Consider the following 21507-nt stretch of genomic DNA (forward strand, 5'->3'; position numbering starts at 1 on the left):
CATTAAAAGTCACTATTTGGTCAAACCCTGTCAAGTAGACAGTATAAAATGCAAACATTTAAGCTGCGGCCGTTTCTCGGTATTCACCGTGGAACGGTTGTTTTGTTTCTTCTGGAATCGGTCCAGGTTGTAGAACTGAATATATTCGCTTAGCTTACTTGGTTTTCAACCTCTGCTTTATTTCATTCAGGTGCATTTACTCGGTCTTTAAATGTGTGGCTTTTCTTTTCCAAGCTCGACCCTGTGCCAAATGAATAGGGCGGGGCGGCACGACAATTGTCGAGGGACAAGAACATATTCCCATTGAAGTCGCTATTTTAGCGGCTTTTTAATTTTATCGGTACAAGTTCGTGTCCCGAGCCGAAGTCAAGAACTTGTACCGATTACCGTATTGGACAAGAACCTGTTCCTATTACCGATTAGTCGTGTATCTAATCGGTATGGTGTCGCAAACAAGAAATTGTTCCATTCACCAATCTGAGGACAAGAACTTAGTCCGATTACCGAATAGGCATATATTTAATTATTTTTTCTTTTGTAAATCTAATGGGCAAAATAGTATTAATATCCAGTCCAATATTAAGAAAATACAAATACGAGTGGTCAGTGATACGAACCAAAAAAGTAATGTGATGCTCTAGAAAGAGTGCACAGAATCTATAGGATTTAATAAATATACCCGGGTGATATTGATATTTTGTGTTTTTACCCGTGTATATTCATCATAAAAGAGCTGTAAAGAAGGAGGGTATATATCTATGTCACTATCAACGAAATGATCTAGTAAAGCAGGTCCATTGGTTCAAGCAAAATACTGCGTCGGCAACCCGATTATAATGACATGGAATACGGCAGCAAATGTTGAGATCGACGGGGGGGTGATGCTGTAGACTTGGTATGGGCGATTTGTGTCCGCGTACGAGTAAACGCTGCATTAAAAAAAGACCTACACCAATGTTGTAGGTCTTTTTTTCACCATTTCAAGGTAGAGCTGTTACTTCATTGGTAATATTGATGAGCGTATAAGTGCTTCGCCGTTGTCAGGCCTTCGCGATGCTGACGACACCTTCATTGATATTCCATTGGGACTGCTGCATGATTTTTTTTGCTAAGGCAGTATCCCTTTGCGCAAGGGCTTGAAAAATAGCTTCGTTCAAGGAGTGCTTGCGTGTCGGGGCTGCGCGACAATGTGTTGCCGCCGATGGTGTCGAACACGACATCGACTCCGCGGCCGCCCGTTTATCGCATGATGGCGTCGACATTTTTCGGAAGAAACGAGTGTCTATTATATTGAAGAGGCAGCCTTTGCTACAGGCAAACATGATCATCCGAACAGCGCTGTTGGCATGGGTAATGCTAGCACCTTAAGGAGTTTGTAGCTATGGAACTATAGTGGTCAGGAGAGCCTAACCTCGGCAAGCGCTTCCGTACGGAGTCATCTCATTGCGTTTGCCTCGGAAGAATCCCGTTTGAACCGGGGTAAATCGATTGATTTAAAGGAATAAGCAAAAGAAATAATGGCTGCACAAGAAGTTACCGAGCAGCAAAAGATATTAAGCAAAGATTTAGTAGCGATTGCTTCCGGGAATGGGGGAAGCAATCGCTATGTTTTTTTGCGGATATTTTTATTTTTTGTCCGCCACATGTGTACAAAAAATAAAAAAGATGATACATTGAAATTAGTTTAATTCCTTTTATAACAGGGTTTTTTGGAGAATACTATGTCTCCTGTACGAGGACATACGTATATCGAGGAGGGAATGGAATGTCAAGTCAAGCATTGGACCAATTTTTAAGTTCGAACATCGAAGATCTAAAGACTAAAGGTCTATATAACGTCATCGATACGCTGCAGGGTGCAAATGGTCCTGTTATTCGTATCGACGGAAAGTCCCTAATCAATCTGTCTTCCAATAACTATTTGGGACTGGCAACAGATTACCGCCTGATTGATGCTTCAGTTAAGGCGTCGCAGACATACGGGGCAGGCGCAGGGGCTGTAAGAACAATTAATGGTACGATGGATCTTCATATTGAGCTTGAAGAAAAACTGGCCCGTTTCAAAAAAACGGAAGCCGTTATCGTGTATCAATCGGGATTTAACTGCAATATGGCTGCTATATCCGCGGTAATGGACCAGCATGATGCGATTTTATCAGATGAGCTGAACCACGCTTCGATTATTGATGGCTGCCGCCTGTCGAGAGCCAAGGTGATTCGCTTTAAGCATTCGGATATGAATGATTTAAGACAGCAGGCGAAAGATGCCAAGGAATCCGGTCAGTACCATAAAATTATGGTCATCACCGACGGGGTTTTCTCCATGGATGGTGATATAGCAAAGCTGCCCGAAATCGTGAAAATAGCAGAAGAATTCGATCTGATTACTTATGTGGATGATGCCCACGGTTCGGGCGTTCTCGGAGCAGGTGCGGGAACCGTGAAGCATTTTGGATTGTCCGACCGCATTGACTTTCAAATTGGTACTCTTTCCAAGGCGATCGGCGTTGTCGGCGGTTATGTGGCGGGTAAAAAACAACTGATCGAATGGTTGAAGCTGAGAAGCCGTCCGTTTCTGTTCTCGACATCGCTACCTCCGGCTGCAATCGCTTCTTGCAGCGCTTCTGTCGACATTTTGATGAATGACAAAGAGCTGATCGAGAAGCTGTGGGAGAACGGCAATGATTTGAAAAATGGCTTGAGCCGGCTTGGATATGATGTAGGCCAAAGCGAAACGCCGATCACACCTTGTATCATTGGCGATGAAGTAACCACCCAACAGTTCAGCAAACGGCTCTATGAAGAAGGCATTTACGCCAAGGCAATCCTGTTTCCGACGGTTCCGAAAGGAACCGGAAGAATACGCAACATGCCGACAGCTGCCCATACCAAGGAGATGCTCGACCAGGTGATCTCCGTTTATGAGAAAGTTGGCAAGGAAATGAAACTGATTTAGCTGCATTCGCGGGAGTATATTTCGGGAGGAATGTCTTATGAACAAGATTTTGGTGACCGGAGCACTGGGCCAAATCGGTTCTGAGTTAGTTGTTAAATTACGTGAAATTTATGGTGCGGATCACGTCGTTGCTACGGATCTCAGGTCATCAGCCCACGAAATTACCCGATCCGGGCCATTCGAGCTGCTGGACGTGACGAATGATAAGGCGATGTTCGAAATCGCCAGGCGGTACGAAGTTGATACCGTCATCCATTTGGCTGCGCTGCTGTCGGCTACCGCAGAGGAGAAACCGCTGCTTGCCTGGAATTTGAATATGGGCGGATTGATGAATGCACTTGAAATATCCAGGGAGCTCGGCTGCCAATTTTTCACTCCAAGCTCGATTGGATCTTTTGGTCCTTCGACTCCGAAAGACAATACCCCGCAGGATACGATCCAGAGGCCCAATACGATGTACGGCGTGAACAAAGTGTCCGGCGAACTGCTTTGTGATTATTATTTTCACAAATACGGCCTGGATACTAGGGGGCTGCGATTCCCGGGTTTGATATCTTATATGACGCCTCCCGGCGGAGGAACGACGGATTACGCGGTGGAAATTTATTACGCAGCCGTGACGGCTGGCCGGTATACATCTTATATCGCCAAGGACTCAAACATGGACATGATGTATATGCCGGATGCCCTGAACGCTATCATCGAATTGATGGAAGCGGATTCTTCCCGGTTGATGCACCGAAATTCATTTAATGTCACCGCAATGAGCGTGGATCCGGAGGCGATCGCTGCAGCGATTCGGGATGAGTTTCCCGGCTTTATCCTCGATTATGACGTTGATCCGAAGAGACAGGCGATTGCCGATAGCTGGCCGCATTCCATTGATGCGACGGCAGCGAAAACAGAATGGGGATTTCATGCCCGCTACGACCTGAAGGCCATGACGAAGGATATGCTTTCACAGCTAAGCGAGAGACAAATGCTTCGCAAGGCTTAAGTTATTATGAATTCGCTGTGCAAAGCGAGTAGAAATACAAAAGAAGCTGCATCAAGAGGTTTAGCGTTACCCGGACCTTTGGTTGCAGCTTCTTTTTTCATCCTCCAGCCCAGACAATTCCGTGGGCTGTGGCTTATCAGATAAAGAAAACGGCATAAAGCTTCGTCTGTCATTTGAGCGAAATCCGTGCCTTTAGGAAAGAATTCTCGCAAAAGACCATTGGCATTCTCATTTGAGCCTGTTGCCAGGAGGAAAGGCTTCTTCGTGTGGACAAGAACTTGTAATCGATTGTCGAGGTGTCGAGGTTTGCAACAGGACAGACCGAGGTATGCAAAATTAAAACACAGAAGTGAAAGGGAGCCATTTATTTCAGAACACGCACGATTTGTCGAGGGACAAGAACATACTCCCATTGAAGTCGCTAATTTAGCGGATTTTTTATTTTATCGGTACAAGTTCGTGTCCCATATTCCTAATAGACCACTAGCATTGGTGGAAATTCCCTGAATGGTGAACAAAATCCGAATTTTGCTTCACCCTCTTGCAACTTCTCTCTAGCACATTTCAAGACCTTAATATGGAGTAAGACTGAGCATGATCTTCATATACAAAGTAAATGAAATCGTTAACGAAATGTAAAGCAATGCAGATATATGTCAAATTTTTAATAGGCGCTTTCATTGCGTTGACCCTGCCCTCAAAGTCTCTTATATTTACTCCCGACACAACAACTCAGAACGGTGGTGGGATGATTTTGTTCAACGATAAAGGAAAGAAAATGCTTGCTATACTTACGCTTATACCACTGGCTACGGGCCTTGTAATGGGAGCTTTCCCTGCTGCGGTAACTTATGCGGATGCGGGAGATAACACACCAACCAACAGCTCGGCAACAGGTTCATGGCAAACGGGAGATCTGCATGTACATACGTTTGAGTCCGATGATGCGCAGAATTCGTTGGAAAATGTACTCGACGCGGGACTGACGAAGTATGGTCTGGACTGGATCGCGCTTACGGATCATTTGCGGTTATCCAAGCGGGATCACAACGGAGCAGACATTCCAGGTGGATCGATTCCGATGTCCAAAGGGATGAACGAATATCAGGTGCCACAGATCAAAGCACTTCAGGGAGCAGGCAAATACGCAGGCAAGACAATTTTCTCCGGTTTCGAATGGGACATGCCGACGCACGAACATGTTGGGGTTGGGATTCTTACGGATGAACCGAATTCGACCGAGGCGCTGGAAGCTGCAAACGAATTTGAATATCGTTTTACCAATCGCGCAGCGAACCTGTTCAATGCGGCTGATGTAGCGAATTGGGATCTGTCGGGGGGACGTGCCTATACGACTCATAAGGATGCACTGGCTGCTATCAATTGGCTGGCAACCAAGTATCCAACGACGAGTTATGCGATGATCAATCACCCTTCACGGGGCAAAAACAAATATACCATCGCGGACTTCCGTGAATTCAACGATCTGGCCCCACAAGTCGTATTCGGTATCGAAGGTATGCTGGGGAACCAGATGGAACCGGATCGTGGCGGGTATAATACAACATACAACGTAGCCGATCCAATTGCAGATGATGGATACAAATACCGTACATACGGCGGTGTGGACTATATGGTCGCCAAGGTGGGCGGTCTGTGGGATGCATTGTTGGGAGAAGGGCGTCACTTCTGGAACTATGGCAATTCGGATTACCATTTCAAGACGATTGACACGAATTCCAGCGGTTATTTTCCGGGCGAATATGCCAAGACCTATTCGTGGGTTGATGGTACAGGAATGCAAGCCGTGCTGGAAGGACTGCGTTCGGGGAAATCATTTTCCGTATTCGGTGATCTGATCAACGCACTGGACTTCACGGCTTCCGGCGCGGGTAATCAGGCTGAAATGGGCGGAGACCTGGGTGTGACCCAAGGTGACGAAGTGGAACTGAAAATCCGTTTCAAGAGTCCAACCACAAGCAACAATTATGAAAAACCAATCAACAGCGGCACGTCCGCTGGACAAGTACCGGTGGTCGATCATGTCGATCTCATCGCGGGAGATGTGACAGGCAAGGCCGAGAAGGGCACAGCCGCATATAACAAAGACACCAACGACTCCACCCAAGTGCTGGCTACCTTCACGTCCAACGATTGGACGACAGACGCCGAAGGTTACAATGTTATTACGTACAAGATCAGAGCCACAGACCAGGATAAGTATTTCCGTCTGCGCGGTACGAATCTGGGTATGAACGTTACAGGTGAAACCGTAAATGGTGAACCACAGCTTGATCCGAAAATTACAACAGCTGATGCAACGACTCGCTTCAATGAGATCAATGACAAGAACTATGGCGATCTGTGGTTCTACTCCAATCCAATCTTCATGAGTGCCACACCTTACAGTGATGCACAGGCGGTAACGGATACGCTTCAAGCGATTGATCTGGGCGATCTGAACGCGGTCACTTCCGACCTTACCCTTCCTGTTGAAGGAAAACATGGAGCCACGATTAGCTGGTCCAGCTCCAACCCGGAATTGATGGATGAACAGGGCAAACTTCTTACACAGCCTGAGAATAATGAGCGACTGGAATTGACAGCAACGGTACAACGTGGCAGCGAAACGGATACCAGAACGTTCACTGTCATTGTGGAAGGAACAAATAATCAGGTATTGGTGTTAAAAAGCAACATGACCACCGCTGACGGCCAGCCGTATCATACGGATACATGGACAAACCAGTCCGTAACGGTTAGTGTAACCAGCGCAGTATACGCGCCTGCCACTTCGGCGACGATCGAGCTGTCTCTTGATGGAGGTCAGACGTACAAGCCGTATTCAGAGAATACACCTTTGGAGGTAACCGAGCCTGGAGAGCATAAGCTGTTATTCAGAGCGACAAACGATCTGAGCGAAACGTATACTTTACCTTTGGTGGTCAAAATAGACCGCGAAATCCCTGTCATCACCCTGCAAGGCAGCAGCCAGATGACATTAACCGTGGGAGATACGTATAACGAGCCCGGAGCACAGGCTACCGATAATGTGGGCATCAGTGGTTCCGTGCAGATTGACGGCACAGTGAACACACAAGCAGCGGGGATCTACACCCTTCATTATAACGTGAAAGATATTGCCGGCAATGCTGCACAGGAAGTCACACGTACGGTTACCGTACAAGCCCGCTCAGGCAATGATGGCGGGGGTTCAGGTGGAGGTAATGGAGGCAGCTCTGGTGGGAATTCTGGAGGAAGCACACCAAGTGTGCCAACAACGCCTACCGTTCCAACCACACCAACTAACCCGGATGCGGGCTCAGAATCAACTACTGAAGTGAAAGTAGAAGTAGGAGCGAATCAGCCTGTACAAACGGGTCTCAAAGACGTCGTGCAATTCAACGCTCCGGCTGGAGCCATTGGGGAAAAAGATACGTTGCAACTGTCTGTTGTATCTCAGGAACAATTGCAGAATGCAGCTTCGCTGAACGTACTGGGTCAAGCGGTACAAATCAGCCGTACTGGCGGACGGACATTGAATGAGCAGGCAGCACTTAGCTTGCAATATGACGCTTCTAAGCTGCCCCAAGGAATGCAGCCAGCAATCTACTATTATAATGAAGCTCGTCAGAGCTGGGTATTTGTCGGCGGGAAGACAGACGCAGCAGGAACGGTGACGACGAATGTGAATCATCTGGGAACCTTCGTGGTGTCCAGTTACGTACCAGCCAATCTGTCCGATCTGAACGGTCACTGGGCATCCGACTATGCAGATCGTTTGATTGGCATGGACGTTATCCAGGGATATACAGATGGTACATTCCAACCATCCAAGAAGATTACACGGGCAGAGTTTGTTACGTTGATCAGTAAGGCACTGGCTTTGAAGTCTGTTCAGTCGGATACGACGTTTGCAGATCAAGGCAGTCTGCCAGACTGGGCGAAGAGTGACATTGCCGCAGCTGTGCAAGCCGGAATCGTGAAGGGCTATGGAGACAACACGTTCAAGCCTAATCAGACGATCACTCGTGCCGAGATGGCTGTGATGATGGCGAATGCATTGAAAACAAGTGCAGATGCACAGGCGGGAGCGAGTGGGGATGCTGTAAAACCAAGCTTCACTGACGCATCGCAAACTCCGTCTTGGGCACAAGAGGCACTGAATGCAGCCGTTCAGGCCAAGATTTTGAACGGATATACGGACAATACGGTTCGTGCGGGGAATATGACGACCCGGGCGGAAGCCGCGGCAATGATCTATAAATTGTTAATCGCATTGTACGTGTAATCGCACAAAATAATGAAGCAAAGCAAGGGCCGTCCCGAGAGGGGTGGCCTTTGCTGCCGTTAAGGTTTAAATTGAAGAATACAGGTCAATACAAACTTGGGAAGTGGTTCTGTACAATCTGTTAAAAGCCAGTACAATTGAACCTGTGAGATCATAAGAAGCGTGGTTCAAAATGGTATGAAAACAAAACACAAATAGATGAAATGAAGCGAGGTATTCACTGATGACCAATACGAATGGAACGCGCAAAGTTGAAGGCTATCTAAAGAAATTAAAAACGTGGAAGGAGGAATCCACGAAACTGAGAGAGATTATCCTGGATTGTGAACTGACTGAGGATATGAAATGGATGCATCCTTGTTACATGCTGAATGGGAAAAACATCGTTGTAATCCACGGATTTAAAGAGTACGTTGCCGTTCTTTTTTTCAAAGGTGCCCTGTTAAAGGACACGCATGGTATCCTGGTTCAGCAAACGGAGAATGTACAGGCTGCTCGCCAGATTCGCTTTACCAATATGGAGCAGATTGTGGAGCAGGAAGACATTTTGAAAGCCTACATCCAGGAAGCTATTGAAGTGGAACAGGCTGGTTTGCAAGTGGAAATGAAAAAGACGGCCGAATATACCATTCCTGAAGAACTTCAGCAGCAATTTGATGAGAACCCTGCCTTCCAGGCTGCATTTGAAGACTTGACACCTGGGCGGCAGCGAGCATATCTTTATTATTTCTCACAACCCAAGCAATCCAAGACGAAAGTGTCACGAATTGAGAAGTATATGCAGCCGATCCTGGAGGGCAAGGGATTGAATGATTAATTCTACAGCCAAAAGATCGGGATAAATAATGCAGGCAGCAGATAGATAAGAAATCAGCTGAGAAGAAGACTAGGACTTCGATCACCAAAAGAATGAACGCTGAGAAGATGATGCCGATCCCGAAGGTGGATGCCAGAATCAATGAGGTAATGCCAGAGAAGATCGTATTGATTTGCAAAAAGGTGTTGTCCCCCTGTAATGCACTTTGTAGTGGTCCCAAAATTGGGATCGATCCTACGCACAACAATGATATGGCAACAGTTAATCCTTCATTTAAGCCATTAGACGAGAATTTGGTCATGATGTTGGACAAGATGTTCTCGAAATTAATCAGTTGTCCAATGATCCCGCCTAAGGTATGGAAAATGATAAACATAATCTGATATTGGCTTGTGGAGATGCTGCTCATGGTTGTACTAATGCCTATGATGAGTGCGCTGATGCCAATAACCTGATTTAAAATGGACTTGTATCCGTTATTCATAAACTTTTTGGAGATGGCTCCAATGGTGCTTCCGCATATAATGGAAAAGCAATTGAATAATATGCCTAGTATAATTTCACTCCTGAATTCACCAAACTGAGTTTAGAACATCGTCGACTTCTTTGATTCTTGTGACAGATGGTGTTTGAATTAGATTTCCTTTGACCATAACCATTTGGATGTCCGATAAGGCCTCGATATGTTCCAGCGGATTTTGTTCCAGGATAATCAGATCAGCATATTTTCCGATATCCACCGTTCCTGTAACTTCGTCAACACCCAGGATCTTCGCATTGGTTCAGGTCACCATGTCGATGACCTGTTTGTTGTTCAGATTGGCCTGTCTCATGTAGTGGTCCATCTCTCTCCACATGTCATAGTGAGTCACGTATGGCATGGCGGTATCAGTGCCCATTCCTATGGTGATGTCGTTTTCGATCGCTTGCTTCACGCCTTTGAGCATGGAATCATAGACCAGTCTGGAGTTTTCTTTTACTGTTGCACTTACCTTTGTTACGCTGGTATCCAGTGATGCGGATGGATAAGCGGCTTGCAGGGTGGGGATGAGTGCGGTGTAACCACTTAGGGCATTTGGATTGTTCTTGTACAAATGAATGATTTCGTCGTCCATCTCCGAACCGTGCTTAATGGTATCGACGCCACCTTGTAACGCGACTCTTACACCTTCCGTGCTTTCCACATGGGCCGCCACCCGCAAACCGATCTTGTGGGCTTCATCGCAGATCGCTGCAACTTCGTCTACCGTCATCTGTAAACGGCCAGCTTCGCCCACCATTTTCGCATCCGTCACGCCACCCGTAACACAGATTTTGATCAGATCCACGCCATGTTTGACATTGATCCGTACATTTTTTCTGGCTTCCCACGGGGAGTCACCAACCAGAGCTAGGAATGGAGCACCATGTCCTCCCGTTACGCTAAGGAAAAATCCAGAGACAAGCAGATTGGGACCAACGAATTCATCGTTATTAATCTCATCCCGCAGCTGGACGTCGGTGTAAAAGAACTCCCCCACACTGCGCATCGTCGTCACACCCGCATGGAGTGCGGTCAGCGCGTTACGTTTCATACGTTTTTTCAAAACGTTTCTGCCAAACTTCGTGTTCAATATCCGATCATAGGCAAACTGCAACAAGCCTTCACTGACCGAGAGACTGAACGGTTTACCATCTGCAAAGAGGTGCACGTGGGCATTGATCAGCCCTGGCATCGCATATTTTCCTGAGAGGTCAATTGTTGTGTAGTGACTTGGGATATGTAGCTCATTATCTTGGCCGATATCCTGAATGAGTCCTTGTTCATTCACGAGAATGGTCATGTTTTTTTGCAGATTGCGGTTCAAATCTCCGTGGATCAGATTAACGTTTTTTAAAGCATATGCGGTGTTCATGTTGTGTTCCTCCTTAGAATGTAGATGTGGTGAGTAGATTAGGATTAAGATAGATAACTGATTCAATAATGAATTATAAATTCATTTTTAGATCAAAAAAATAGGCTGATCTATGATGAAGTTTTTTTTGCGTGCAAATCAAGTGGAGTTGATCTGATCTGCACGCTTTGCTTTCTCAGTATGGGCATGGGCAGTTATTCGTTCAAACTCTTCATGCCGTACAGTCTGTATACATACAACGCTTCGAATATTTGCTTGCGGCTGTCCTCACTCATATCCCGCTTCAACAGATCCAGGTTCATGTCGATTACATTGTGCGCGAGAATGTTCAGCAAGATCAAGTTCTCCTCGTTACCAATCTCATACCGTTTATATTGATTTTTCAGGTAGGCTTTTTTGGTTTCGATCATCAGCTCAACAAGTTCATTCTTGGCGTTGGTGTAGATCGTACCTTTATTCTTTTCAAATATGATGACGATCTGATTCCGATACTTCCGTAATACGTCCACCTGTTCCTGCAACAGAGCCGACTTTCGCTCGCTATCTGTTTCTTCGAACAACGTCTGATTATCAAAGTGAATCGTATCCACTAGCACATTTTTCAAATAATCCACCAGATCCGGCGGCACGACGGCGTAAAATAGTTCTTTCTTGTTCTTGAAATAAGTATAGATATTGCCCACGGAAATATTGATCTCATCCGCAATATCGCTCATCTTGGCATCCGCATAGCCTTTTTCAAAAAAGACCTTGAGCGCCGCGTATTCAATCTCTTTCCTGACTTCGTCTTTCTTGGCTTGCACCATCGGGAACGACTCCTTAATAGCGAATGGTTGGTTCGTTATTAGGATAGAACTTTTTGGAAGGGGTGTCAAATAAGAAAAAGTATTCTGAAGCTACGCGCATCCGTAATCAAGTATATTAAAACGAGGATTATCACCATCTTTATTATGTACATTATTTAATCAATCTTAAACATGAGAGGGAATTTTGACTAATAGTTTTTAATTTAGAGCTTCTACATTCTAAATATAGTTTTGAAAGTGCATTAAGGAACTTAGATACGTAGAAAAGTTAATAAAAGTTTTGTTGAGAAATTCGGAGATGATGGAAGCCGATTTGGACATCAATTTGTGATTATGGAGAGTTGAGATAAAGAGGAAACTTACTCGAAATAGTCTAATAGAAATATCTATGAAGCTGTTTAAAGTGACTACAGTGAACTCAATATACTTCCTTCAAAACGACTCTGAATAGAGATCTCTTTAATCGATCATCAAGGTTTTTAAGATTAAACAATCAGCGTTTTTATACGGATGAGATCTTGCTGAAGATGCTTTAATATAGTTACCGTTAGCCTTATTTGATAATAGACAGGAGGGGGAAAAACTGGCGGCAAAAGTCTTGGTGTCTGTGTTTTACCCATTAGGGTAGGTCAATACTTCCGTTAAAATCGCAAATTTCCCGGAAATATTGACAGATAAGGATTTTTATCATTATGATTTAATTGAATATCTTCTACCTTTTTTATAAGAGGTCATTTAAATTTATTCTTCGTCCTAAAGGCGGAATCTCTGGATCGATCCTAAACATAGTAGTCTGTGTTAAGGATTTAATTATATCTTCATATTTCCACCAGTCTCTATTCTCCTTCCAAAAAACATCATCTATTATACCTTCGGTGTTAATATATCTGAAAAATTTATTTTTTATATCTTTATAGATTAATTTAATTGAATATTTGGTGTGGAACATGGTAAAAATAGCGTTACTTTTTAGTTTGATAAATACTACAATTATCTCATTATTTAAAAAGTAAAACATTATTTCTCGTTGTTCAGAAGAATACGTTTTAATGAATTCTTTACTATTTAAATATGGTTGCTCAGTATATATAAACAGTTCCCTTTTATCAATTTCTGGAAATTCAATTAAAAGTTTCTCATAATCCTCTGAATATATAATTATTGGTAAATTGTATTTTGCTAAAGATAATTTACAGATATTCTTATCTGCGAAAATAACGTAACGGGTTCCTTTTGCTATTTCATCAAATATTAATTGGTACATATCACCAATAATTACAATCCAAAAAGAGCTTATTATCCCATCAATACTTTGAACCTCATCAAATGATAAATGGAACTCATAATTATAATTAGTATTAATAACTGCAGGTCTAATAAGATCAAGTATTTCTAAAATATCATCTTCGGTAGGTTCATTCAGATCATTCATATTGGTTGGTTTAGCATTTCTTGTATTGTTAATTACCGTGTCAACTGGCTCAGTAGGGAAGCAATATTTAATGAAGAGTTTTCTCATAAAGGCAAAAAAATCTAATACAGTTTCTTTACTGCATTCAATAGAGTATAGGCCAGCTTCTGATAACAAGATTTCATCTGTTATTGACCCTACAGGGTATGATTTCAAAAGTTTTTTCAGTGAATTAACTAACATAATGAAGCGCTTATTTGGATTAAAATCTAAACCGTGTTTTATTAGTAATGATTGAACTAAATACTCCTCTTGTAGCAAATTTTCATTAAATAGGAGATCGCTTCGTATATTCATAGCAAGTCTAGCAGTGCGGAATAACACCGTAGAGTTAAATATTTCTTGCCAGTTCTCATCTTCTAGAAAGTCTATGATTAAATGAATTTTATGGGCAACATATGAATCTGTTTTTTTTAAATCTATAATTCTTTCTCTGAACTCTTCGGGATTGCTACTTTTTAAATAAGCAAATTGTGAATAATAGGATAAACATTCGTGAGTAATATCAGAAGCTTCTATAAGTCTTTTTGAAAGTAAGTTTAATTTTTCCATATCTTGAAGCTTGAAATTTTCCAAACAATACTTTTTTCCCTCTTCAATAATGAAATTAAAGGCTCCAAAGCTTGTACCTCTTGCCAAGAACATATGAGATAATTCGTGTATGCTTAGTGAAAATAATTCATCTGGGTTAGAATGATACTGATTTGACTCAATTTGAGTGAAGTTTTGGAAACTATATTGTGCAAGAAGATCTCTCATTATTGTGTACCTTTTAGTGTATCTGTTTTTCGAATACACCAAGCATTTTTCCCCAACTTTATAATTGTTAACAATACAGAAGATACAATCCCCGAAATCAGCCCTGATTCAATGCCGAACTTTGCAGACATTGACGCTGAAACAAGAGTAATAACAGTTTCATACTTTGTAACCAAAGAGGTTCTCTCTTTTGAATATTCTTTGTTACTTTTACAAATAAGTTTATATATTTCATCTTCTACATATTTAATAACATTCTTTTTTGAATTATTGAAATAAAGTTTCGTGGAATCCAAATCAGAAAAACTATTGAAAATCCTTAAAAGAATGCTGTGGAAGTCCTCTTCTGTAGAATAGGGGTTATCGAACGTTTCTAATAACTCAAGAATATGGAGCGGAGAAACCTTGATATCTTCTAATTCTTTTTGAATATTTCCTTTTAAAACTTCGAAATCATCATCTGTCATTTGCCAATTCATTTCTTTAAATCTCCTTTTCTAACGTTCAAAAGATGAAGTTTCATTCTACCATAACAAAAAAAAGGCAATTTTTGTAGTACAAAGAATATTATCTAAAAGTTTATTTATGGAGCAGTAACCCTCTGTTTTATGAACTTATAAAAAATCTGATTATTTACTTAATTTCCACAACCAATTTCGATCAAACCTCTGATAGTATTAGGTTAACTAATGACCACTCACATAGTTACAAAAAAGTGCTGAATAGTTAACTATGAACAAAATTTCGGAAATGGCGATAATAGTGAATATAGAGGGATTAACAATCTCGAATCTCAATAATTTCCCTAATATCATCTATATCCAACGCTTCTGCAATCCGCTCAATATGGGCAAAATTGATATTCTCTCGTTTCCCAGACTGCAACTCACTCAACGCAGCGTGGCGGATATCAGACAATCGTGCTAGTTCACGCAACGAGATATTATGTTTTTCTGTGAGTTTATGAATATTAACAACGACTTTCTTTGCCATGTTAAATCACTCCTAAAATTCCCATATGGTCTTGACGTTACGCATGAGAGTACCATATACTTTTTGTATATCTGGTACTCTTATGCGTACCAATTTTAGGAGTGGTGACATGACAAGTACCAACAGCGGAGACCTCGTTTTGCAGTACGCACAACTCATTGAACTAGAAGACGATTATGTTAACCAACTGGTCACATGCAACAAACTTATTCTAGACGCCATGGACATCATTGCGAAGCAGGCAGGTGTGCTAGAGATGGATACCGTGAAACAAGCAGCATATCACCTACATGCCATGGAACAGGATCTAAACAGAAAGTTATTTGAAGTTCGACTGGAGAAAAGCATCTTGGCAAATCAAATGAGCCAGTCTACATAAACCACCTTAACTAAAGGACAGTGCAGGATCATATAAGATGATCTTGAACTGTCTTTTTTCCTTCCCACCCAAACGTTTCCCGCTCCCAATTAAGCATTGACTTTCCTTCCAAATCCCCCTACACTTCAATTATTAAAATACTTTTAAAAACATTCATTGAATGGTTCGAGATGAACGGAAGGAGGCATACAACTAAAGATGTTACCTAAATCACACAACACCCAACAGGTGAAGCGCATCAACGTCGAACTGGTGAAGAATACGCTCCGATCAATGGGCGTAGGCACAAAGGCTTCTATCGCGAACCTGACTAAACTCAGCGTTGCGACATGTGGCACCATCCTGAACGAGTTGCTTCAAACAGGTGAGATTATCGATCTGGGTCCAGACGAATCGAGCGGCGGAAGACCAGCGAGTCGGTACCAGTTTAATGCTGACTACGCCAGTGTACTGTGCCTGATTATTCGAACAGAGGGCGGCATTCACTCGATCACACATACATATGCCAATCTGAACGGAGAGATGGCCGACGAACAGACACTCATTTTGGATGAGATTAATGTCCCGGTGGTAGAGGATCTTATTGCAAACCTGATTGAACAACACCACAATGTGCAGGCGATTGGTATCGGCATACCTGGGGTGGCATACAACGGCGTTATTGGGATTTGCGACGTACCGGAGCTGATGTATCAGCCGCTCGGCCCAAGGCTCAAGGAGCAATATGAAGACGTGGAAGTGGTCATTGGCAACGACATGAACCTGACCGTCTACGGACTGTACAACCAGCAGCAATTTGAGGAAGAGAAGAACTTTGCGGTGGTGACTTTCCCGGAGAACCATTTTCCGGGTGCGGGCTTTATCATTGATGGTCGTCCGCTGACCGGGAACACGCAATTTGGGGGAGAGGTATCTTTTCTGCCGTTTGGCGTGTCACGGGAAGAGCAGCTGAGAATGCTGAAAACTACTGAAGGGTTGCAGGAACTTGTGGTACAGACGCTGGTATCCATTATCGCGATCATTAACCCGGCCACGATTGTGGTAACAGGGGATACGATGGACCCGGCCATGCTGGATGGCCTGACGCAAGGCTGTCTGAATCATCTGATTCCACAGGAGCATATGCCTGAGTTGATCATCCAAAGAGACACTCGGCGCGAATATGTTACGGGGCTGGTCGCGGTGACGCTGGAGAGCCTGACCTACCGCATTCAGGTAATTGAGAAGCAATGGTAAGCAACTACTTTATGAAGTTAAGCAAAATATTTTACACGATAACGGAGAGGGCAGAACCAATCTGAAGAACGCCTTTATCACTGTATTTTCACCTTTAGGAAAGATTCAAAAAAATACAGGGATAACAGCGGTCGGAAGATGGTACTGTAATCGTAGTTATAACGTGTAACCATTTTTCCGAACACAATGGAGGAACTTAATTTGAATCAGCAAGCAGGTACACAAGGAAACAAGAAAAAGTTCAACAAGCTGTATGCCATGCAACTGGCAACGATTTTTCTGGGATTTATCGTATTCGGGATATCGGAAAATATTAAGGGACCAGCCATTCCGCGCATTCAATTCGACTTCAATCTGGATGAGAAACAGCTCGGGACGTTGTTGTCCCTGAATGCACTGGGTTACCTGATCGCCTGCTCCTTCACCGCCATCCTGGTTCGCAAATGGGGTATCAAGGCGGTTAGCATCATTTCATTTGCATCGATGATTCTCTCGGGTGTGTTCATTTATGTGTCTCATACATATCCACTCTTTGCTTCATCATACTTCTTCATGTACATCGGAAACGGCATGCTGGAGATTGCGCTGGCGATTCTGGGGGCGCGGATCTTTGTGAAAAACACAGGTACGATGATGAACCTCTCCCATTTTTTCTATGGGTTGAGTTCAACGGTTGCGCCTTTGCTGGCGACAGGTGTGATGTCGTTGCACGTGTTTGGTCACGAACTGGACTGGCGGGGTATGTATCTGGTGATGTTGTCGCTCTGTCTGCTGCCGATCATTGCGGCGATGCGCAGCAAGTTTCCAGGGGATGATCTTCCTCATGAAGATCGGACATCACTGAAGACGTTAACACGTGATCCAGCTATCTGGCTGATGGTGCTCATTCTTTCTTTTGGCGTGGTATCGGAACTGGCGGTTGGGGGTTGGCTCGTTAACTTCCTGGAGAAAGCCTATACGTGGGACACGGTCAAAGCATCTGGGCTACTGTCTGCGTTCTTCCTCAGCTTCTCGCTGGGGCGTCTGCTGCTTGGTCCATTGACGGACCGGATTGGATTCGTACTGTCGCTGATTCTGTTCTCTGCTTTCTCGGCGGTATGCACGTTCGTCGCGATTGCAGGCGGAGAGGGGCTGGCGTTCTTCTTTGCCGTATCGGGAGCGGGTATTGCGATGATCTATCCAACAGTTATGGCATTTATCGCACGCAGATATCCAAACGGCAGTGACACCGCCATTACATTCACGGTTACCCTGATGGGGATTGGCAGTGTTATTGGTAACTATGTGATTGGTTGGGTGATTGAGGGCGTGAAGAATGCGTATGGTCCAACCACTCAGTTGGGGCTATTGCGCGGACTTCAAGCGGGGTATGGGTTTATCGGTCTATGCGCCGTGATCTGTGCTGCATCTGGAGTGGTGTTGTATGGGTATTTAAAGCGGAAGCAGGAACTGATTTAGTTATCATTTTGATAGTTGAATAATGCATATTGATGAGCAGGTGCTTCAGTATCCTGCTTTTTTTATTATGCTAACGGACAGGTTAGCGCAGCTATAATATTTGAAAATAAGATACGATTGAATGCCTTGCGTCTTACCACACCACGAGCAGGCTGCGGCGACGGATGGTAAGGGAGTATGAAAAGAACTCCGAAACCCACTATATTCAAGGGTTATCGGAGTTCTTTTTTTAGGGTTAACCCAATGCCGAGCTGGTCTTCATTTCATAGACTTTTTGGAGCGTATGGACAAGCTTCGTCTTTTCGTTATCGTTCTCTGTATGGAGATACCCCTCCACAAGCCTGTATCCGAATACGAGAAGGATCAGCTCGTAGACGCAATGATTGGCGATTGGGGATACATCTGCATACTCCGAAAAGCCTTTGTAATACGCGGGGACACATCGCTGGTAGTATTCGACCATGTGATCAATATCCGCTTCATCCGCAATCAGGCTTGCGAGATCCTCGCCCAAATGGCCCCATCCGGCTGTATCCCAGTCGATGAGCGCGATTTTCCCATCGGCATAGATCAAGTTGGTCACCCAGAAGTCCCGGTGGCATAACACGATGGGCAATTTTTCGATGCGGGTAAGTATTTCGTCTGCGTGCTCATCGATGTCGATGAGCATTTGCTGTACATGCTGCGGGAATTCACAGTCCTCGGAGCGTATATAATCGTAGACGACCGGCCATGACCGGTAATGCAGATACGTATTCTTCATGAGATCCACATGACTCAGGTTAGTCAGACTCTGCAGCACAGCGGGCTGATCTACATACAGCTTGCCTTGAAAGCGTCCTAACTCCAGTGCAGCCTGTTCATACATGTCACCAGTCAAGTCTAAACCGGTTACACCATCGATATATTCCAACCACAGCTGGAATTCATTTTCTTCGGCATTGATCTCGGCGAGATAACATGTCGGCCAGCGGAAGACATCCGTGAACGTTGCTCCAAAGTCAGACGCATAGAGATCATATTCCCGGCGCCAAGAACCTGGATCGCCGTAACGTTCCCATTTCTTCTGGATTTTCAGCACGATACGGTACGACAATTTTTCGCCATCCGCGGCTTCGGCGATCCCTGTAACCAGATATACATTTCCTACAGTTCCGCCTTGTAACGGCATGGTTTGGCAGTCGGCCGAGATGATATCCTTCTTGAACCGTCGGCTTAAGGCATGGATTAGCGTTTCGAAATTAATTATATTCATTTCTTCCCACCTCCTTTTTTCTTCGTTTGCTTGCTCTGTATGGCGATCGGCAAGCGCAGCAAGAATGGCACAGCCCGGCTCGGACTGATGGCGGCAATTCGTAAATCGGCATTGCGGGAACCGTCCCTCCACATCGGTAAAGCTTGCGCGTATGCCTTCGTCAGCATCCAAAAGACCAAGCTCACGCATACTACGCGTGTTTCCGCGCTGTGATAAAACGTACCTTTGAGCACCGCCGTTACTTCGCCGCACCCAGTCATGACCGTGAAGCGCTGGCGCCGAAGTTCCGTCACCCTGCCGGGTAATAATCCGTCGGGAATTGCATCTATTTCTGTATAGCCATAGGTTTTCAAATCCATCATGTTTTTTTGTTAGCTCCTTTAATGTTGTTTTTTGGACGCAAAAATGCCACGGGCAAGCAGCCTCTAAAGAAGCTGCTGTCGCGCGGCATCAGGACGCAAAAAAGATACGACCTTCATCGTATCTGCAAACAGCAATATTCACGAAAGGTTACTTTGGATGGCATACCAAATAATACGGAAGTTATCCCGCTTTTTTCGCGTATGCCTACTATTCAGTTTTAAGATGAAACCACCATATAAGTAGTAGCCATTAAAACACATCTCCCTTCGTGTCAGGAACTTGCTTATCGCTAAGCTGTCTACAAAATAACCTATTCTGGAAAAAAAATCAATGCCGAATAAGGTTAACCATGAATTATCCTAAAATCTATGGAGAGACGCTTTTTATTCTGAACATAAACGTAATAATAGCAAGCCAAATGCACAACATTGACAAGCGACCATACAACAAGCCATATGATTGGAGACGACAGAGTAGTCCAGATGCCGAACCAAGGCAGCACGCGTCCTCCGCCGATAAACGTCATCAATGGGGACAGTGACAAGAGAATTAGGATCGGGATCATCTTTCCGACGGTTATCAGAATCATTTTGCTGATCGTTAGGCGTTTGTTTCTCCGGCGGATACGAAAATAGGCATATACGCCCCATACGAGCGTAGCGATGATCAGCGCAATCATGATCATTTCCATGTTTCGACCGTTCACAAATGAGGCTTCAAGCTTCTTCCCCCTCATAATATTCGCGATTTCATTGATAAAAGTCGAGTAATCCACAAAAGCGTTTAAACCAGAATTAAACATTACCGCAATACCCAGCTGCTCATCCAAATAAATCATTTCTTCCGACTTGTATGTCCAGAAAATGCCGCTATGGGAGATCATTCGGTCCCCGGATTCGTCTTGGTCTGCAAGCCAGCCCATGCCGTAGGGACCGATGGCGCCGGCTGCGTGATATTGTTTCATTAGGGTAGGAGAAAGTAGGTGTCCGTGATATTGGGCAAGCATCCATAAAGACATGTCCTCCGCGGTTGAAACGATGCCGGCTGGGCCGTCAATGAACCACAGCGGTTCCGTTTGGCCTACGGCACGTCCCAAAATCAAGTAATGTCCTAGCGGAATAGTTTCATTCCCATAGAATTGCTGCGTCGTGCTGACACTGAAGGTATGGTCCGTTCCTAGCGGTTTGAAAATATGGCTGCTCAGATAATCCGAAAAGCGCTCTCCGCTTACGCTTTCTACGAGGTTCGCCAGCAGCACGTAATTGGGATTATGATAGCTGTAGACTGTTCCAGGGTTATGGGCAAGTTGCACCTGGGTTAACAACCGGTTCACTTCATGCAGGGTTTGGAATTGAGGTAATCTCGTCATATCGGGATTTATTGTGTCATTGAGACCACTGGTTTGATTCAATAAATGGCGGACCGTGATGTCATGAACGCGGGAATCCTGTGGAGATTGCACTGGAAAGTAAGAATCGTAAGCCGCATCCAGGTCAATCTGGCCCTTGTCCGCTAGCTGTAGCACGGCCAATGCGGTAAAGGACTTGCTTAACGAAGCAATGGGGAATTGCGTGTCGCTCGTAACGCTTTGGCCATCTTCGAATGTTCCGTAGCCTTTTGCGTAGTAGACCTCATCGCCTTTGACTATGGAGAGTGAAGCAGCTTTGATGTGATTGGCCTTCATGCTCCGATTCATGTATTCGTCGATGTCTTGCAGGATTTCTGACCTGTCTCGGGCTTCCGTGGCGGATACAGGATTTGGCCACACAGCACATAACAATAGTAAGCAGCTGATTGCAATAAACATTCTTTTTTTCATTTTTAGCATCAT

15 protein-coding genes and 3 pseudogenes are annotated in these 21507 nt (G+C 44.3%); 8 read left to right on the forward strand and 10 right to left on the reverse strand.

Going from position 1 to position 21507, the window contains the following annotated elements; all coding sequences use genetic code 11:
• Positions 1–1517 precede the first annotated feature (1517 nt).
• The 3 genes from ACFVQB_RS28960 to ACFVQB_RS28970 all read left to right on the forward strand — a co-directional run bounded on the left by ACFVQB_RS28960 (position 1518) and on the right by ACFVQB_RS28970 (position 3953).
• Positions 1518–1688, forward strand: coding sequence for a hypothetical protein (locus ACFVQB_RS28960; RefSeq protein WP_379447548.1), 171 nt, complete (start codon positions 1518–1520; stop codon positions 1686–1688).
• Between the two features lie 77 nt (positions 1689–1765).
• On the forward strand, positions 1766–2956 hold the full coding sequence (locus ACFVQB_RS28965) for a glycine C-acetyltransferase (RefSeq protein WP_379447550.1): 1191 nt from the start codon (positions 1766–1768) through the stop codon (positions 2954–2956).
• Between the two features lie 37 nt (positions 2957–2993).
• Complete coding sequence (locus tag ACFVQB_RS28970) at positions 2994–3953, forward strand: L-threonine 3-dehydrogenase (RefSeq protein WP_379447553.1); 960 nt, start codon at positions 2994–2996, stop codon at positions 3951–3953.
• Positions 3954–4039: 86 nt separating this feature from the next.
• On the opposite strand, the pseudogene ACFVQB_RS28975 reads toward ACFVQB_RS28970, so the two are convergent.
• Positions 4040–4206 (reverse strand): annotated as a pseudogene (locus ACFVQB_RS28975) (IS30 family transposase); the annotation flags it as partial.
• A gap of 501 nt (positions 4207–4707) precedes the next feature.
• Between ACFVQB_RS28975 and ACFVQB_RS28980 the strand changes: the two are divergent.
• The gene (locus ACFVQB_RS28980) at positions 4708–8244 is read left to right on the forward strand and encodes an S-layer homology domain-containing protein (protein WP_379447555.1); all 3537 of its coding nucleotides are present in this window, start codon (positions 4708–4710) and stop codon (positions 8242–8244) included.
• Between the two features lie 223 nt (positions 8245–8467).
• Positions 8468–9061, forward strand: a complete 594-nt coding sequence (locus tag ACFVQB_RS28985; protein WP_379447558.1) for a YdeI/OmpD-associated family protein — start codon at positions 8468–8470, stop codon at positions 9059–9061.
• 55 nt (positions 9062–9116) lie between these two features.
• Here ACFVQB_RS28985 and ACFVQB_RS28990 read toward each other — a convergent pair.
• From ACFVQB_RS28990 to ACFVQB_RS29015, 6 genes and pseudogenes are all read right to left on the reverse strand, one after another.
• Positions 9117–9620, reverse strand: a pseudogene (locus tag ACFVQB_RS28990) (DUF554 family protein); the annotation flags it as partial.
• Between the two features lie 13 nt (positions 9621–9633).
• Positions 9634–10956 (reverse strand): annotated as a pseudogene (locus tag ACFVQB_RS28995) (metal-dependent hydrolase family protein).
• Positions 10957–11150: 194 nt separating this feature from the next.
• Positions 11151–11762, reverse strand: a complete 612-nt coding sequence (locus tag ACFVQB_RS29000) for a TetR/AcrR family transcriptional regulator (protein WP_379447560.1) — start codon at positions 11760–11762, stop codon at positions 11151–11153.
• A 721-nt stretch (positions 11763–12483) separates the two neighbouring features.
• The gene (locus ACFVQB_RS29005) at positions 12484–13992 is read right to left on the reverse strand and encodes a hypothetical protein (protein ID WP_379447562.1); all 1509 of its coding nucleotides are present in this window, start codon (positions 13990–13992) and stop codon (positions 12484–12486) included.
• Positions 13992–14471, reverse strand: coding sequence for a hypothetical protein (locus tag ACFVQB_RS29010; protein ID WP_111618596.1), 480 nt, complete (start codon positions 14469–14471; stop codon positions 13992–13994). Before ACFVQB_RS29010 ends, ACFVQB_RS29005 begins: the two co-directional genes overlap by 1 nt.
• A 298-nt stretch (positions 14472–14769) precedes the next feature.
• On the reverse strand, positions 14770–14985 hold the full coding sequence (locus tag ACFVQB_RS29015; RefSeq protein WP_111618597.1) for a helix-turn-helix domain-containing protein: 216 nt from the start codon (positions 14983–14985) through the stop codon (positions 14770–14772).
• A 109-nt stretch (positions 14986–15094) separates the two neighbouring features.
• On the opposite strand from ACFVQB_RS29015, the gene ACFVQB_RS29020 reads away from it, so the two are divergent.
• The 3 genes from ACFVQB_RS29020 (at position 15095) to ACFVQB_RS29030 (ending at position 18058) form a co-directional block, all read left to right on the forward strand.
• Positions 15095–15364, forward strand: coding sequence for a hypothetical protein (locus ACFVQB_RS29020; RefSeq protein ID WP_379447566.1), 270 nt, complete (start codon positions 15095–15097; stop codon positions 15362–15364).
• A gap of 198 nt (positions 15365–15562) precedes the next feature.
• The gene (locus tag ACFVQB_RS29025) at positions 15563–16600 is read left to right on the forward strand and encodes an ROK family protein (protein ID WP_379447569.1); all 1038 of its coding nucleotides are present in this window, start codon (positions 15563–15565) and stop codon (positions 16598–16600) included.
• Between the two features lie 258 nt (positions 16601–16858).
• On the forward strand, positions 16859–18058 hold the full coding sequence (locus tag ACFVQB_RS29030; RefSeq protein WP_379447635.1) for an MFS transporter: 1200 nt from the start codon (positions 16859–16861) through the stop codon (positions 18056–18058).
• A gap of 235 nt (positions 18059–18293) precedes the next feature.
• Here ACFVQB_RS29030 and ACFVQB_RS29035 read toward each other — a convergent pair whose 3' ends face one another.
• The 3 genes from ACFVQB_RS29035 to ACFVQB_RS29045 all read right to left on the reverse strand — a co-directional run bounded on the left by ACFVQB_RS29035 (position 18294) and on the right by ACFVQB_RS29045 (position 21495).
• Positions 18294–19313, reverse strand: coding sequence for a phosphotransferase family protein (locus ACFVQB_RS29035; protein ID WP_379447571.1), 1020 nt, complete (start codon positions 19311–19313; stop codon positions 18294–18296).
• Positions 19310–19675, reverse strand: a complete 366-nt coding sequence (locus tag ACFVQB_RS29040; RefSeq protein ID WP_379447574.1) for a hypothetical protein — start codon at positions 19673–19675, stop codon at positions 19310–19312. The genes ACFVQB_RS29035 and ACFVQB_RS29040 overlap by 4 nt, the downstream gene beginning before the upstream one ends.
• Positions 19676–20019: 344 nt before the next feature.
• Entirely contained in the window at positions 20020–21495 is a 1476-nt protein-coding gene (locus tag ACFVQB_RS29045) for a serine hydrolase domain-containing protein (RefSeq protein ID WP_379447577.1), read from the reverse strand.
• Positions 21496–21507 lie beyond the last annotated feature (12 nt).

The sequence above is a fragment of the Paenibacillus sp. NPDC057886 genome (genome assembly GCF_042796655.1).
Classification (GTDB): domain Bacteria; phylum Bacillota; class Bacilli; order Paenibacillales; family Paenibacillaceae; genus Paenibacillus.